General features: G+C 68.1%; 13 protein-coding genes. 5 read left to right on the top strand and 8 right to left on the bottom strand.

Going from position 1 to position 15,344, the window contains the following annotated elements:
- Nucleotides 1–9: 9 nt before the first annotated feature.
- Nucleotides 10–546 carry a sterol desaturase family protein gene (locus LO55_RS02040; RefSeq protein ID WP_071360252.1) on the top strand — a complete coding sequence of 179 codons (537 nt, stop codon included), beginning with the start codon at nt 10–12 and terminating at the stop codon, nt 544–546.
- Here LO55_RS02040 and crtB read toward each other — a convergent pair.
- The 8 genes from crtB to LO55_RS02000 all read right to left on the bottom strand — a co-directional run bounded on the left by crtB (nt 440) and on the right by LO55_RS02000 (nt 9,642).
- Nucleotides 440–1,435 carry a 15-cis-phytoene synthase CrtB gene (gene crtB, locus LO55_RS02035; protein ID WP_071360251.1) on the bottom strand — a complete coding sequence of 332 codons (996 nt, stop codon included), beginning with the start codon at nt 1,433–1,435 and terminating at the stop codon, nt 440–442. The two genes, LO55_RS02040 and crtB, sit on opposite strands and share 107 nt — an antisense overlap.
- The gene (locus LO55_RS02030; RefSeq protein WP_071360250.1) at nt 1,432–2,958 is read right to left on the bottom strand and encodes a phytoene desaturase; all 1,527 of its coding nucleotides are present in this window, start codon (nt 2,956–2,958) and stop codon (nt 1,432–1,434) included. The genes crtB and LO55_RS02030 overlap by 4 nt, the downstream gene beginning before the upstream one ends.
- On the bottom strand, nt 2,955–4,139 hold the full coding sequence (gene crtY / locus LO55_RS02025; protein WP_071360249.1) for a lycopene beta-cyclase CrtY: 1,185 nt from the start codon (nt 4,137–4,139) through the stop codon (nt 2,955–2,957). Before crtY ends, LO55_RS02030 begins: the two co-directional genes overlap by 4 nt.
- A complete protein-coding gene (locus LO55_RS02020) occupies nt 4,132–5,454 on the bottom strand; it encodes a glycosyltransferase (protein WP_071360248.1) in 1,323 nt (440 codons plus the stop codon). Before LO55_RS02020 ends, crtY begins: the two co-directional genes overlap by 8 nt.
- Nucleotides 5,455–5,468: 14 nt before the next feature.
- Complete coding sequence (locus tag LO55_RS02015) at nt 5,469–6,464, bottom strand: polyprenyl synthetase family protein (RefSeq protein WP_071360247.1); 996 nt, start codon at nt 6,462–6,464, stop codon at nt 5,469–5,471.
- Between the two features lie 198 nt (nt 6,465–6,662).
- Complete coding sequence (locus tag LO55_RS02010) at nt 6,663–7,571, bottom strand: LysR family transcriptional regulator (protein WP_071360246.1); 909 nt, start codon at nt 7,569–7,571, stop codon at nt 6,663–6,665.
- 14 nt (nt 7,572–7,585) lie between these two features.
- Nucleotides 7,586–8,503, bottom strand: a complete 918-nt coding sequence (locus tag LO55_RS02005) for a pseudouridine-5'-phosphate glycosidase (RefSeq protein WP_071360245.1) — start codon at nt 8,501–8,503, stop codon at nt 7,586–7,588.
- Nucleotides 8,504–8,517: 14 nt separating this feature from the next.
- The gene (locus LO55_RS02000) at nt 8,518–9,642 is read right to left on the bottom strand and encodes a carbohydrate kinase (RefSeq protein WP_229410021.1); all 1,125 of its coding nucleotides are present in this window, start codon (nt 9,640–9,642) and stop codon (nt 8,518–8,520) included.
- Between the two features lie 279 nt (nt 9,643–9,921).
- On the opposite strand from LO55_RS02000, the gene xapA reads away from it, so the two are divergent.
- From xapA to LO55_RS01980, 4 genes are read left to right on the top strand one after another with little or no spacing between them, the layout of a single operon-like run.
- Nucleotides 9,922–10,758, top strand: coding sequence for a xanthosine phosphorylase (xapA, locus tag LO55_RS01995; protein ID WP_005668368.1), 837 nt, complete (start codon nt 9,922–9,924; stop codon nt 10,756–10,758).
- 32 nt (nt 10,759–10,790) lie between these two features.
- Nucleotides 10,791–11,984: a phosphopentomutase gene (locus LO55_RS01990; RefSeq protein WP_071360243.1), complete on the top strand. Its 1,194-nt coding sequence runs from the start codon at nt 10,791–10,793 to the stop codon at nt 11,982–11,984.
- Nucleotides 11,981–12,937 (top strand): deoxyribose-phosphate aldolase, encoded by a 957-nt coding sequence (gene deoC / locus LO55_RS01985; RefSeq protein WP_071360242.1) that lies wholly within the window; start codon nt 11,981–11,983, stop codon nt 12,935–12,937. Before LO55_RS01990 ends, deoC begins: the two co-directional genes overlap by 4 nt.
- Nucleotides 12,938–12,951: 14 nt before the next feature.
- A complete protein-coding gene (locus tag LO55_RS01980; RefSeq protein ID WP_370659590.1) occupies nt 12,952–15,330 on the top strand; it encodes an aldehyde dehydrogenase family protein in 2,379 nt (792 codons plus the stop codon).
- The last annotated feature ends 14 nt before the right edge of the window (nt 15,331–15,344 follow it).

Here is a 15,344-nt window from a genome sequence, read left to right as displayed (position 1 = left end):
GCCCTCATTATGCTTTCCAACGCGCTCATCGTCCTGGCCACCATCGCGTTCATGGAAGTGTTTTCCATCGTCGCGCACAAGTACGTGATGCACGGCTTCGGGTGGGGCTGGCACCGCTCGCACCACGAGCCGCGCACCGGCTGGTTCGAAAAGAACGACCTGTACGCCGTGGTGTTCGCCGGGGTCGCCATCGCCCTGATCTGGTTCGGCACGCGCGGTGTCCACCCCCTCGAATGGATCGGCGCCGGCATGACCGCCTACGGCGCCTTGTACTTCATCGCCCACGACGGCCTGGTGCACCAGCGCTGGCCATTCCGCTACGTCCCCCGGAGCGGCTACCTCAAGCGCCTGTACCAGGCCCACCGCATGCACCATGCGGTGGAAGGTAAAGAGGGCGCCGTGTCCTTCGGCTTCCTGTACGCGCCGCCGGTCGCCCGGCTTAAACGTCAGCTGCAGGCGCGGCAGGGCCAGGTGCGCCGCCCGCGCGCCCAGGACGCAGCCACAGATCGCGCCGCCGCGGCGCCCTCGCTGCCCGAGCAGGGCTGAGGCGCGAGGCCAGCGCCTGGGCGCCGCCCAGGGCCAGCAGGCGCAGCTTGGCCGCCTTCGAGGTGCCCACCCGTTGGTCCCAGGCGTGCGCACCGCGCCGCTTGACTTCGATCCCGATCTGCCGATAGACATTGCGCGCGGTGGCGATCGCCCAGGCCGAACGCAGGGGCAGTGCGGCGATGCCGAGCGTGGCGGACGCGTAATACGGCTCGGCATGGTCGACCAGGCGCGCGGCGACGGTCGCCAGCGCCGCGCGATGGCGCGGCAGGGCCACGTGGTCGGGCTGTATGCCGGCCTCCAGCAGCCATTCGGACGGCACGTAGCAGCGCCCGATCTTCGCATCGTCGATGATGTCGCGCGCGATGTTCGTCAGCTGGAAGGCCAGCCCCAGGTCGCAGGCGCGGTCCAGCACCAGCTCGTCGCGGGCGCCCATGATCGAGGCCATCATCAGGCCCACCACGCCGGCCACGTGGTAGCAGTAGCGCATGGTGTCGTCGATGGTGCGGTAGCGCGCCTCGTTGACGTCCATCGCGAAGCCGGCCAGGTGGTCGAAGGCATAGCGCGGCGCGATCGCGTGGCCCAGCGCCACTTCCTGGAAGGCGGCGAAGGCCGGGGTGCGCATCGGTTCGCCCGAATAGGCGCGCCGGGTGTCGTCGTACAGGCGGTCGAGCTCGAAATTGGCGCCATAGGCGCTCGGCGCGGCGGCGGCGAAGCCCAGTTCCTGGCCGTCGACCACGTCGTCGCAATGGCGGCACCAGGCGTACAGCATCAGCACGCTGCGCCGGGTGGCGGGCGGGAACAGCCTGGCGGCCGCCGCGAAGCTCTTCGACCCGACCGCGATGGTCTGGGTCGCGTGTTCCATCAGCTTGGTGCCGGCGTAGGCGCTCATGAGTGCACCCCGGCATGCACGCCTTCCAGCATCAGGCCGGCGGTCGCCTTGGCCGAGCCGATCACGCCCGGCACGCCGGCGCCGGGATGGGTGCCGGCGCCGACCAGGTACAGGTTGGGCAGCTCGGCGTCGCGGTTGTGCGGGCGGAACCAGGCGCTTTGCGTGAGGATCGGCTCCAGCGAGAAGGCCGAACCCAGGTGGGCGTTGAGCTGGTCGCGGAAGTCGTGCGGCGTGAAGATGCGGCTCGTCACCAGCTGGCTGCGCAGGCCCGGCATGTAGCGCCGCTCGAGGTAGTCGAAGATGCGGTCGCGGTAGCGCGGGCCTTCGGTCTCCCAGTCGATCGGCGCGTTGCCCAGGTGCGGCACCGGCGCCAGCACGTAGTGGCTGCCGCAGCCGGGCGGCGCGAGCGAGGGATCGGTGACGCAGGGCGCGTGCAGGTAGAGCGAGAAGTCGTCGGCCAGCTGCTGGCCGTGGAAGATGTCCTTGATCAGCTCACGGTAGCGCGGGCCGAAGCACACCGTGTGGTGCTGCAGCTGCTCATGGTGTTTGTCCAGGCCGAAGTACAGCACGAACAGCGAATTGCTGAAGCGTTTCTTCTTGAGCGCCTCGCCGTGGCTGCTGCCGCGGCCATGGTTCTTCAGCAGGTCGGCATAGGTGTGCACCACGTCGGCGTTTGACGCCACCGCGTCGGCCATGAACCAGCGGCCGTCTTCCAGCCGCACGCCGCTGGCGAGATTGCCGGCGGTCTCGATGCGCGCCACCGATGCGTTCAGTTCCAGCTTGCCGCCCATGTCCTCGAACAGCCGCACCAGGCCTTTCACGAGCGCGCCGGTGCCGCCGCGCGGGAACCACACGCCCCAGCGCCGTTCCAATGCATGGATGAGGGTGTAGATCGACGAGGTGGCGAACGGGTTGCCGCCCACCAGCAGCGAATGGAAGGAAAACGCCTGGCGCAGCTGCTCGTCCTTCACGAAGCGCGACACCATGCCGTACACGCTCTTCCACGCCTCCAGCCGCGCCAGTTGCGGGCCGGCCTGGATCATGTCGCGGAAAGAGAGAAACGGCACCGCGCCCAGCTTCAGGTAACCCTCATCGAACACCGCCTTCGAGTACGCCAAAAAGCGCCGGTAGCCGGCGACGTCTTGCGGGTTGCGCGCATGGATCTGGCGGTCCAGCGCCTCCTGGTCGTTGGCGTAGTCGAAGTGGCTGCCGTCTTCCCAGCACAGGCGGTAGAAGGGCGTGACCGGCAGCATTTCGACGTAGTCGGCCATCCGCTTGCCGCACAGGGTGAACAGTTCCTCGATCGCCGAAGGATCGGTGATCACGGTAGGGCCCGCGTCGAACACGAAGCCCTGGTCTTCGTAGACGTAGGCGCGGCCGCCCGGCTTGTCGCGTTTCTCGAGCAGGGTCGTTTGCATGCCCGCGGCCTGCAGGCGGATGGCCAGCGCCAGGCCGCCGAATCCGGCGCCGATCACGACGGCGCGCTTTGGTTCGAGTCTCGGCTTGAAATTCATCTGGTTCATTCTGCGGTCCTGATCTGATAGGGATGGGTCTTGCGTACGGCGTCAAAGGCTTCCATGACGGGCACCGGCGGCTTGCCGGTCAACAGGCGCGCCTTGTCGCCCAGGGTCGGGCGGCCGGCGTAGAAGCGCGCGATCAAGGGCGCGGGCAGGCCATAGAAACGCTGCATCACGCGCCAGCGGTGATCGGGGCTGCCGGCCAGGAACAGCATGCGGTTGAGCATGCGGAAGAAACGCTGTTCGTCCCAGGCTTGGCGCGCCTGCGCGCGGATGGCGGCGAACAGCGTCGGGGCCGACAGGTCCGGCAGCGCGGCAACGCGCTCGGCCAGGCGCACCGCGTGCGGCAGCGAATAGCCGGTGGTCGGGTGGAACAGGCCGGCGCGCAGGCCGACGCTGGGTTGGCCTTGCAGCTCGTCCCAGAAGCGGTCGAAGTCACCGGCCAGCACGATCGGCAGCGAGCCTTGTTCCTCGCGCAGCACGTCGCGCACGCGCCAGCCGCGCGCCCCCACATAGGCGGCGATGTTGGCGCGCAGCCGCTCCGGGTCCCAGGCCGCGCTGTCGACGTAGTGCGTGTCTTCTACCAGCACGCGGTCGGGCCCGAAGGGCAGCAGGTAGACGAAGCGGTAGCCGCCCTGCTGGGCCACGCTGGCATCCATGATGACCGGCGCCGTCAAGCCGTGGGCGGCGTCGAGCCGCAGTTCCTGGCCGAGGAAGGTCTGGTAGCCGAGCGCGAGGTGGCTGCTGTCGCGCATGCCGCGGCCGTCGATGACGGCGCGCGCGCGCAGGGTTTCGCCATCGGCCAGCCGCACCATGGTCGGCGTCACCTCGTCGATCCAGACGCCGGTGCGCAGCGCCGCGCCAAGGGCCGGCTCGACGACGTGGGCCAGGTCGTGCGAGGCGATGCTGGCGTAACCGCCTTCGAGCGTGCGGGCAAGGCCGGGAAACACCACGTCGTAGCGCGGCCAGCGGTGGGTGACCAGCGGCGCGATCCAGCGCCGCTGCGCGGCATCGAGATCGCTGTCGTGGAACGACCAGGTATGGTTGCCGCCCAGGCGCTTGCCCTGTTCGAGCACCAGGATGCGCAGTTCGGGGCGCGCGCTGCGCAGGCGCCACGCGATCAAGCTGTTGGCCAGGCCGCCGCCGGCCAGGATCAGGTCGTAGTCGGGCTTGCCGCGTTCATCCATGGCGGGCCAGGCCTCGGGTCGCGGGTTGCAGGCCGAGCGCGGCCTCGATGACGTCGGCCGCGCGCGGCGCGCCGCCGGCCTGGCGGATCTGGTCGGCCAGCGGTTCCATGCGTTGCCGGAAGCCCCGCTCGTCGAGCAGGCGGCGCAGCTTGCGCGACAGTTCGGCCACCGTCGCGAAGCGCGGCGAGGCGCGCAGGCCGACGCCGGCATATTCCACGCGGGCGGCGGCGCCCGGATGGTCGAAGGCGATCGGCAGCGCCAGGATCGGGGTGCGGCTGGCGACGGCTTCCATCACGGTGTTGGCGCCGGCATGCGAGATGACGGCGTCGGCGCGCGCCAGCACGGCCAGCTGGGGCACGAAAGCGTGCACGCGGGTGTCGCCGATGCGCTCGAGCGCGCGCACCTGGGATGGATCCAGGCCGCCGCAGTGGGCGACCAGCAGTTGCGCGTCCTGGCGCGCGCAGGCTTGCGCGATGCGCTTGAACAGCCCGAAGCGCTGGCTGACCAGGGTGCCGAGCGAGGCGTAGACGAAGGGGCGCGTGTTTGACACGGGCGGCAGCAACGTGGCAAGTTCGGCAGCCAGTTCGGCCGGCGTCCGGGCCGGCGCCGCGGCCCCGCTGTGCAGCGGGCCGACGTGATGAAAATGCGGCGGCAGCGCGCGCCGTGGAAAATCGAAGCCCGGCACGACCTGGCCGACCTGGGCGAGCGGCGACAGGCAGTCGTGCAGTTTTCCGCGTGGACTCAATCCGAGCTGCCGGGCTGCGGCGGAGATGGCGCGCTCGTGCGGCCGCATCATCCAGTCGTAGACCATGGTGCTGCCTTCGACGATCTTGAAGGCGCGCTCGCTGTCTTCATACATGAAGGGCATGACGGGCAGTGGAATGCCCGGCTCGCGGTTGACCGGCAAGGCGCAGGCGACCGAGACGAAGGGCATGCCGATGCCCTCGGCCACCAGGCCGCCGGCCGCTTCCATCTGGTCGGCGATCAGGAAGTCGACCTGCAGCCGGCGCAGCGCGGCCGGCAGTTCGCGGCACAGCATCGTGGTGCTGGCCGCCATGTCGTGGATCACGCGGCGCAGGCCCAGCGGCGAGCCGGGATTGGCCACCCGCGCCAGCATCGCCGGCAGCGAGCCGGCCGGGTGGGTGTCGAGGCCGACGGCATAAAAGCCGATGCGTTCGTCCTTCACGTAGGCGGCGGCATCCGGCCGGTGCACGAAGGTGACGCGGTGCCCGCGCGCGAGCAGTTCGCGCGCGAGCACCGTCAGCGTATTGAAGTGGCTGTAGAGCGCCGGGGCCACCACCGCGAAATGCGCCATGCGGACCGCCGGCTTCAGGAGAGGCGCAGTTCGGCCAGTTGGGCGCCCGGACGCAGCTCGCGCGCCTTGGCCAGCTCGGGGGCGAAGCGCTTTCCCTTGCCTTCTTTCGCGAACAGGCCGGACACGAAGCGGCGCGTGCGGCCGTGGGCGCCGACGGCGGCGCTCAGGCAGCGGTCGGCTTCGACCAGGCAGGCCGCCAGGCGCCGCTGCGCTTCGTCGCGGCCCAGCGTGTTGATCAGGGTGGCCTTGCCGACGTCCTTGCCGGTGTCCTTGCCGGTGACGGCGCTGTCGTTGCCGGCGCCGTCGAGGAAGTCGTCCTTGATCTGGAAGGCCTGGCCGGCCGCCAGCGCGAAGGCGCGCAGCTGCTGCGCGACCTGCTCGTCGGCATGGCAGACGATGCAGGCCATGTCGACCGCGACGCCGAGCAGCAGGCCGGTCTTGAGTTCGTTGGTGGTGGCGATCGCCTCGGGCGAACGCGCGCCGCCGTGCAGGTCTTCGAACTGGCCGCGCACCAGGCCCTGGTCGCCGACCGTCTGCGCCAGCGTCGCGACCAGGCGCGCGCGGGTGGCGGGGGCGATGTCCTGGGCCTGCGACAGCACGCCGAAGGCGCGGCTGAGCAGGGCCACCGACGCGAGGATGGCGACGTCTTCGCCATACTGGATGTGGATCGCGGGCTTGCCGCGGCGCAAGCTGGCGTCGTCCATGCAGGGCAGGTCGTCGAGGATCAGCGAGGCCGCGTGCACGAGCTCGACCGCGCAGGCGACGTCGATCAGGGCCGGTGAATTGCAGCCGAGGTCGCGCGCCACCAGCATCAGGAGCAGGGGACGCATGCGTTTGCCGGCGCTGAGCGCGGACGAGCGCATGGCCCTGGTGAGCTGGTCGTGGGGGCTGCCGGACAGCAGCTGGTCGATGCGTTCGTCCACCGCCCGGCGCAGCGATGCGATGTCAAAGGCGGCGTCGTCGCCCGTTTCCACGCCGATCCCATCGTACCGCCGCGTCGCTGTAGTCATACGGAATCCTGTAGAAATTGATGAACTTGATAACCATCATACCGGAGACAAAGTTGAGAAATAGTTAATTGAACTCAATCGTGCGGGGGTTTCTTGCGCAAAAAATGCGCAATTTACGCTAGGACTTATGGGAAGGCGGTACAAAAACGGTTCGGCCCGCACATGGCGGGCCGGGCAGAAAAAGATTACCGGAAGTCGTCAGGCCGGCTGTTCTTCGGGGAACAGGATCTTGAGGAAGGCGCGCACCACCGGCGCATCGTCCTGGGCCGGGTAGCTGATGTACAGGTTGGCCGACGGCGCGTGGGCGTGGATCGGCAGGAAGCGCACGCCCGGCCAGCCGATGCGGCTGGTGGTTTCGGGCATCAGCGCCACGCCGAGGCCGGCGCCGACCATGGCCAGTAGGGTCTGCGGCTCGGCCGCCTCCTGGAAGATGGTCGGCTGGAAGCCGGCGTTCACGCAGCACTGGAGCAGGTAGCGCGGCTCGGCCGACTGGTCCAGGTGCAGGGTCAGCATGGGTTCGCCCGCGATCTCGGGCAGGGCGATGGCGTCGCGCGCGGCCAGCGGATGGCGGGCATTGACCGCCACGCAGAACTGCTCCCTGAAACAGAGTTCCTGGCGCAGGTTGGCCTGCTTGAGCACGTCCTGCTCGATGCGCGGCTCGCGCCAGAAGCCGACGTCGATCTGCTTGCTGCGCAGCGCTTCCCACTGGTCGTTCGGGCCCAGCTCGTGGATGGTCCAGCTCACGCGCGGAAACTGGCTCTGGAACTGCTCCAGCAGGCCGGGGATCGGGCCCCACATCGCCGAGCCGACGATGCCGACCCGCAGCCGCCCGACCTCGCCGCGGTCGATCTGGCGGATCGTGTCGATCGTCATGCGCATCTTGCCGAGCAGCTCGGCCGCCTCGACCATCAGCGCGCGGCCGGCCACGGTCAGCTCGAAGCTGCGCGTGGTGCGGGTGAACAGCTTCACCCCCAGCTCGCTCTCGAGCTTCATGATCTGCTGCGACAGCGGCGGCTGCGAGATGTGCAGGCGCTCGGCGGCGCGGCTGAAGCTTTTTTCTTCGGCCACCGCCAGGAAGTACTTGAGCTGTTTCAGGTCGATCGACATGGCGCGCCGTATCTTCAGGCAGCCTTGTGGTGCAGCGCCACGGCCAGGCGCGCGCCGACCAGGGCGTTGTGCTTGACCAGCGCGATATTGGTGGCCAGGCTGCGCCCGCCCGTCAGCTCCTTGATGCGGGCCAGCAGGAAGGGCGTGACCTGCTTGCCGGTCACCGCCTGCTGCTGCGCTTCGCCCAGGGACTGGTGGATGATGGCATCGATCTCGTCGGGCGCCATCGCCGACTCCGCAGGCACCGGGTTGCTGACCACCACGCCGCCCTTCAGGCCGAGCTGCCACTTGGTGCGGATGAAGGCGGCCTGTTCCTCGGGCGAGTCGAGCTGGAAGTCGGCCTTGAAGCCGCTGTCGCGCGTGAAGAAGGCGGGGAAGCCCGGCTGGCCGACGGCCAGCACCGGCACGCCGTGGGTCTCGAGGTATTCGAGCGTCAGGCCGATGTCGAGGATCGACTTCACGCCGGCGCACACCACGGCCACGCTGGTCTGGGCGAGTTCCTGCAGGTCGGCCGAGATGTCGAAGCTGGTTTCGGCGCCGCGGTGCACGCCGCCGATGCCGCCGGTGACGAAGACCTCGATGCCGGCCAGTTCGGCGCAGATCATGGTGGCGGCGACGGTGGTCGCGCCCAGGCGGCCCTGCGCCAGCACGTAGGGCAGGTCGCGGCGGCTGACCTTGATGGCGTCGGGCGAGGAGCCCAGCGTCTCGAGCTGGTCTTCCGACAGGCCGACGCAGATCTTGCCGCCAATGATGGCGATGGTGGCCGGCACGGCGCCGGCGTCGCGGATGACCTGCTCGACTTCGCGCGCGGTGTGCACGTTCTGCGGATAGGGCATGCCGTGCGAGATGATGGTCGATTCGAGGGCGACGATCGGCTTGCCGGCGGCGCGGGCGGCCGCCACTTCGGGCGAAAACAGGAGGAAGGATTGCATGGTCGGGTCTTTATTCAATCGGTAACGAGGTCCTGGACCGGGGCGTCGAACAGCCCCGGCGCCAGTTGCGGGCAGACGGTCTGCGCGCAGGCGATGGTCATGGCGGCCAGTAGCTGGCCGCGGCGGCAAGCCGTTTCCAGGTCCAGCTCGGGCTGGCCGTTGTACAGGCTCCAGCAGACGGCGGCGGCGAAGGCGTCGCCGGCGCCCGTGACGTCGACCACGGCTGGCGCGTCGACAGGCTGGCCTTCGAGCGCCGCCATGCCGGTCGCGGTCGTGAACATGGCGCCTTGCGCGCCGCGCGTGACGATCACGTCCCGGACGCCGTCGCGCCGCAGTTCGGCGCAGGCCGCGGCGATGTCGGCAGCGGTCGCCAGCGGGCGGCCGGCGCGCGCCGCCAGCTCGCCCACGTTCAGGATCAACAGGCGCAGGCCGGTCAGGTCGCGCGGCAGGCGGTCGATCTTCGGTTCCGAGACGGCCACGATCGCCATCGGCACGCCGTCGCGCCGGCTGCCCTCCAGCAGCGTGGCGACCGCCTCGCGCGGCAGGTTCAGGTCGGCGACGATCAGGGCGGCGCCGGCGCGCTGCTGTTCGCGGGTGGCGAGGAAATCGGGCGTGAGCGACTCGTTGATCTCCATGTCGGCCAGCGCCACGCGCATGTCGCCGTCCTCGTCGAGCACCGCGGTATAGGTGCCGCTGGCGGCGCCGTCCACGCGCAGCGCGCCGCGGGTATCGATGCCGGCTTCGTCGGCGTAGGAGAGCAGGGCGCGGCCGGACGAGTCGCCGCCGACCGCCGTGACCAGCGCCGTGGGGGCGCCCAGGCGCGCCAGGTTCTCGGCGATGTTGCGCGCGACGCCGCCGAAGGATTCGGTCTGGCGCGCCGGGTTCGAGGTATTCAGGGCCAGCTTGCCGATGGTGCGCAGCTTGCGGTCGAGGTTGGCCGCGCCGACGCACAGGATCGGACGATGGTCGGGCAGCACGTAGGCGCGACCGAGGATGCGGCGCTCGCGCACCAGGGTGGCGATGTAATTGGCGACCGCGGAGCGCGACAGGCCGAGATGGCCGGCCAGGTCTTGTTGCGAGATGAAGGGGTTAGAACGGATCAGCTCGTATAACTGTTCTTTTTTCGGCATCGCGTTCATATACGCCGTCTGGCGCCAAGGACAATTGTTTTATTATGCTAGACAATTGTTTGGGGCATGTCAACGAATCTTTCCCCCAGTGTAAGCACCTCTCTCTCGCTTCGCATAATTTATCTATAAAAGATATAAATCGGGAAGAAAAAGTGTATTTGCCATACATATCGCCAATCATGCATAGTTATAATATCTAGTTGTCCAAATGCGCCGCACTCGTGTGCGCTGGGCAGCTGCCTCTCTCATCCGCGATCCCACATCACCCAGTTTTCAACAAGGAATATCATGTCCAGCAATACCCCATTCGAAGCCGCCGACATCATCCGCGCCCGCAAGCCGGGTTTCGCCCCGCGTGTGGCGCTGATCCTCGGTTCCGGACTGGGCGTGCTGGCCGAACAGCTGGTCGACGCGGTGTCGATCAGCTATGCCGACCTGCCGGGCTTCCCGATCTCCACCGTGCATGGCCACGCAGGCGAACTGGTGCTGGGTACCCTGGCCGGCGTCCCGGTCGCCTGCATGAAGGGCCGCGGCCACTTCTATGAAGGCTACGGTCCGGGCGTGATGACCTCGGCCATCCGCACGCTCAAGGAAATCGGCTGCGAACTGCTGTTCGTCACCAATGCCGCCGGTTCGCTGCGCGTCGAAGCCGACGCCGGCAGCCTGGTCGCGATCACCGACCATATCAACTTCCTGCCGGGCAGCCCGATGGCCGGCCCGAACGACGAGCGCTTCGGCCCGCGCTTCTTCAGCATGTCCAACGCCTATGACGCGGAGATCCGCGAGCAGGTCAAGCTTGTCGCCGCCGAGAAGGGCATCACCCTGCACGAAGGCGTGTACCTGGCCGCCGCCGGCCCGCACTTCGAGACCGTCGCCGAAATCCGCGCCTTCAAGACGCTGGGCGCCGACGTGGTGGGCATGTCGCTGATCCCGGAAGTGATCGCCGCGCGCCACTGCGGCCTGAAGGTCGCCGCCGTCTCGGCCATCACCAACCTGGCCGAAGGCCTGTCGCCGTTCGCGCTGTCGCACGAGCAGACCCTGAAGTACGCCGCCGTCGCGGCGCAGGACATGGTCAAGCTGATCCATGCGTACATCGAGCGCCTGGGTTCGACCCCGCGCGTTTGAGCGTAATTCATCCTTTTTTGAAAGCGAAGACCATGTCACGCGCATTCATCCTCCTGCTTGATTCCTTCGGCCTCGGCGCATTGCCGGACGCCGACAAATACGGCGACGCGGGCGCCAACACCTTCGGCCACATCGCCAAGTGGGCGGCGAAAGAGGGCAAGCCGATGTCGCTGCCGAACCTGGAGAAACTGGGCCTCGCGGCTGCCGCGCACAAGGCGAGCGGCGAATGGGCGCCCGGCTTCGACCTGCGTGAAGGCTTTACCGGCGCCTGGGGCGTCGCCCGCGAACAGTCGACCGGCAAGGACACGCAGAGCGGCCACTGGGAAATCGCCGGCGTGCCGGTGCTGTTCGACTGGGGTTACTTCCCCAAGACCGTGCCGTCGTTCCCGGCCGAGCTGACCGACAAGCTGCAAGCGTTGACCGGCGTGCCGGGCTGGCTGGGCAACTGCCACGCCTCGGGCACCACCGTCATCAACGAGCTGGGCGACGAGCACGTCGCCAGCGGCAAACCGATCCTGTACACCTCGGCCGACTCGGTGCTGCAGATCGCGGCCCACGAAGAACACTTCGGCCTCGAGCGCCTGTACGAAGTCTGCGAAGCCGCCTACGAGCTGGTCAAGCCCTACAATATCGGCCGCGTGATCGCGCGTCCATTCGTGGGCGCCAACGGCGACTACAAGCGCACGTCGAACCGCCACGACTACGCCGTGCCGCCGATCGCGCCGACCCTGCTCGACCACGTCAAGGACGCTGGCGGTGATATGATCGCGCTCGGCAAGATCAGCGACATCTTCGCCGGCCAGGGCGTCACGCGCCTGGTCAAGGGCCCGGACAATATGGCGCTGTTCGACCGCCTGCTGGAAGTGGCCGATGAAGCGGGCGACAAGTCGCTCACTTTCGTCAACTTCGTCGACTTCGACATGCACTTCGGTCACCGCCGCGACGTCGCCGGCTATTCGAACGCGCTGCACGAGCTGGACGCGCGCCTGCCGGAATTCATGGCCAAGCTGAAGGATGGCGACCTGGTCGTGATCACCGCCGACCACGGCTGCGACCCGACAGCGCCTGGCTCGGACCACACCCGCGAGCACATCCCGATGATCTTCTTCGGCCCGAATGTCAAGGCGCAGGAACTGCCGACCGCCGACACCTTCTCGAGCATCGGCGCCACGCTGGCGCAGCACCTCGGCGTCAAACCACTTTCGAACGGAACCGCACTGTTATGAGCCAGCCCCTGGATTTCAAACGTAATACCGGCATTGCGCTGGACCTGGGCCTGGTGAACAGCCTCAAGGTCAACCGCAACGCGGCCGACCGCCGCGCCGCCAGCCTGGCGAATCGCCGCACGGTCAAGAAGGAATACCAGGCCGCCTGGCTGGTGCGCGCCATCGAGTGCATGGACCTGACCACCCTGAGCGGCGACGACACGCCGGGCCGCGTCGAGCGCCTGTGCATGAAGGCGATGCGTCCGCTGCGCGCCGACCTGATGCAGGCCCTCGGCCTCGAAACGCTGTCGACCGGCGCCGTGTGCGTGTACCACGAGATGATCCAGCCCGCGGTGAAAGTGATCCAGGGCCGCCTGCCGATCGCCGCCGTGTCGACCGCGTTCCCGGCCGGCCTGTCGAGCATGGAAACCAAGGTGCGCGAAATCGAATTGTCGGTGGCCGCGGGCGCCACCGAGATCGACATCGTCATCACCCGCCAGCACGTGTTGACCGGTAACTGGCAGGCGCTGTACGACGAGATGGTGGCGTATCGCCAGGCGTGTGGCGAAGCGCACGTCAAGGCGATCCTGGCCACCGGCGACTTGGTGACCCTGGAAAACGTGGCCAAGGCCTCCTGGGTGTGCATGATGGCCGGCGCCGACTTCATCAAGACCTCGACCGGCAAGGAAGGCGTCAACGCGACCATCCCGGTGTCGCTGGTGATGGTGCGCGCGATCCGCGATTACTACGAACAGACCGGCTTCCAGATCGGCTACAAGCCGGCCGGCGGCGTGTCGACCGCGAAGTCGGCGCTGCAATACCTGACCGTGATGAAGGAAGAACTGGGCAACGACTGGCTGCAGCCGCACCTGTTCCGGATCGGCGCTTCCAGCCTGCTGACCGACATCGAGCGCCAGCTGGAGCACTACGTGACCGGGAACTACTCGGCCGCCCATCGCCACGCGCAACCTTAATTCCGGACTTCGTCATGCCAACAATCAAAGAGATTCTGAACACCATGGATTACGGTCCTGCACCAGAGAGTACCAAGGAAGCGCTCGCGTGGCTGGACCAGCGTGGCCGCCGCTTCGGCCTGTTCATCGACAACGCCTGGAGCGAGGCCGGCGCGACCTTCGCCACCAACAATCCGGCTGACGGCAGCGAGCTGGCGCAGGTGACGCAGGCGACGCAGGACGATGTCGAACGCGCCGTCGCCGCCGCGCGCCGCGCGCAGCCGGGCTGGGTCGCCCTCGGCGGCCATGGCCGCGCCAAGATCATGTACGCCTTGTCGCGCCTGCTGCAAAAGCACGCGCGCCTGTTCGCGGTGCTCGAGACGCTCGACAACGGCAAGACCATCCGCGAAACCCGCGATGCCGACCTGCCGCTGGCCGCGCGCCACTTCTATCATCACGCCGGCTGGGCGCAGCTGCAGTCCGAAGAATTCGCGGATTACCGCGCCGTGGGCGTGGTGGGCCAGATCGTGCCGTGGAATTTCCCGCTCCTGATGCTGGCATGGAAGATCGCGCCGGCGTTGGCCGCCGGTAACACGGTCGTGTTCAAGCCGGCCGAGTACACGCCCTTGAGCGCGCTGCTGTTCGCCGAGATCTGCCAGCGCGCCGGCGTGCCTGCAGGCGTGGTCAATATCGTGACCGGCGACGGCCGCGTGGGCGAAGCCATCGTGAATCACCCCGGCATCGACAAGATCGCCTTCACCGGCTCGACCGAAGTGGGCCGCCTGATCCGCAAGGCCACCGCCGGCAGCGGCAAGAAGCTGTCGCTGGAACTGGGCGGCAAGTCGCCGTTCATCGTGTTCGACGACGCCGACCTGGATGCGGCGGTCGAAGGCCTGGTCGATTCGATCTGGTTCAACCAGGGCCAGGTCTGCTGCGCTGGTTCGCGCCTGCTGGTGCAGGAATCGGTCTATGACCGCTTCATCGCCAAGGTGAAGGCGCGCATGCAGAACCTGCGGGTCGGCTCGCCGCTGGACAAATCGAACGATATCGGCGCGCTGGTCGATCCGGTGCAGCAGCAGCGCATCCACGGCCTCGTCGAATCGGCGCGCGCCGAGGGTTGCGAAGTGTGGCAGCCGAACGTCGAGCTGGCGGCGACCGGCTCGTGGTATCTGCCGACCCTGATCACGGGCGTCTCGACCTCGGCCGCCGTGGCCCAGGCCGAGATCTTCGGACCGGTGCTGGTGGCGATGAGCTTCCGCACCCCGGCCGAGGCGGTTCAACTGGCGAACAACACCGTGTATGGTCTGGCGGCCTGCGTGTGGAGCGAATCGATCAGCCTGGCGCTGGACGTGGTCCCGCAGATCAAGGCCGGCGTGGTGTGGATCAACACCGCCAACCAGTTCGATGCGGCTTGCGGCTTTGGCGGCTACAAGGAATCGGGCTATGGCCGCGAAGGCGGCAAGGAAGGCATGGTCGAGTACCTGACGCCGCTGGCGGAAGATGCGCGTCCAGCGGCGCCAATCGTGGCCGACAAAGCCAAGGCCAGGCCGGCGCAGGAAGACAGCCCGTTCGCGGTCGACCGCACCGCCAAGCTGTACATCGGCGGCAAGCAGGCCCGCCCTGACGGCGCCTACAGCCGCGCCATCCATGGCGCCAATGGCGACTTCCTGGCGGACATCGGCGAAGGCAGCCGCAAGGACATCCGCAACGCCGTGGAAGCGGCGCACAAGGCTGCCGGCTGGACCAGGGCGACCGCGCACAACCGCGCGCAGGTGCTGTACTACATCGCCGAGAACCTGGCGATCCGCGCCGACGAATTCGCGCAGCGGATTGCGCAGCAGACCGGTTCGAAGGATGCGGCGCGCGAAGTGGCCGCCTCGATCGAGCGCCTGTTCTACTGGGCGGCGTGGGCCGACAAGTACGACGGCGCGGCGCACCAGCCGCCGATGCACGGCATCACCGTCGCGCTCAACGAGCCAGTCGGCGTGATCGGCATCGTGTGCCCGAACGAGAACCCGCTGCTGGGCTTCATCTCGCTGGTGGCGCCGGCGCTGGCGCTGGGCAACCGCGTGGTGGCGGTGCCGTCGGAGCAGCATCCGTTATCGAGCATCGACCTGTACCAGGTGCTGGATACCTCGGACCTGCCGGGCGGCGCGCTGAACATCGTCACTGGCTCCGCCGACGAGCTGGCGCGCACACTGGCGACGCATGGCGATATCGATGCGGTGTGGCGTCATGATGGTTCGGCGGAAGGCTGTGCTGAAGTCGAGCGTTTGTCGGCCGAATCGCTCAAGCGCACCTGGACCGGCGGCGCCAAGGGCCGCGACTGGTTCGATCCGAAGCAGGCCTGCGGCCGCACGGTGCTGCAGCATGCGAGCCAGGTCAAGAATGTCTGGATTCCGTACGGCGTCTGACGTCGACGGGCAAG

It is taken from the genome of Massilia timonae, from assembly GCF_001866515.1.
Lineage (GTDB): Bacteria > Pseudomonadota > Gammaproteobacteria > Burkholderiales > Burkholderiaceae_D > Telluria > Telluria timonae.
Note: the sequence above shows the minus strand (reverse complement) of the source record. Positions and strands in the feature narration are given on the sequence as shown.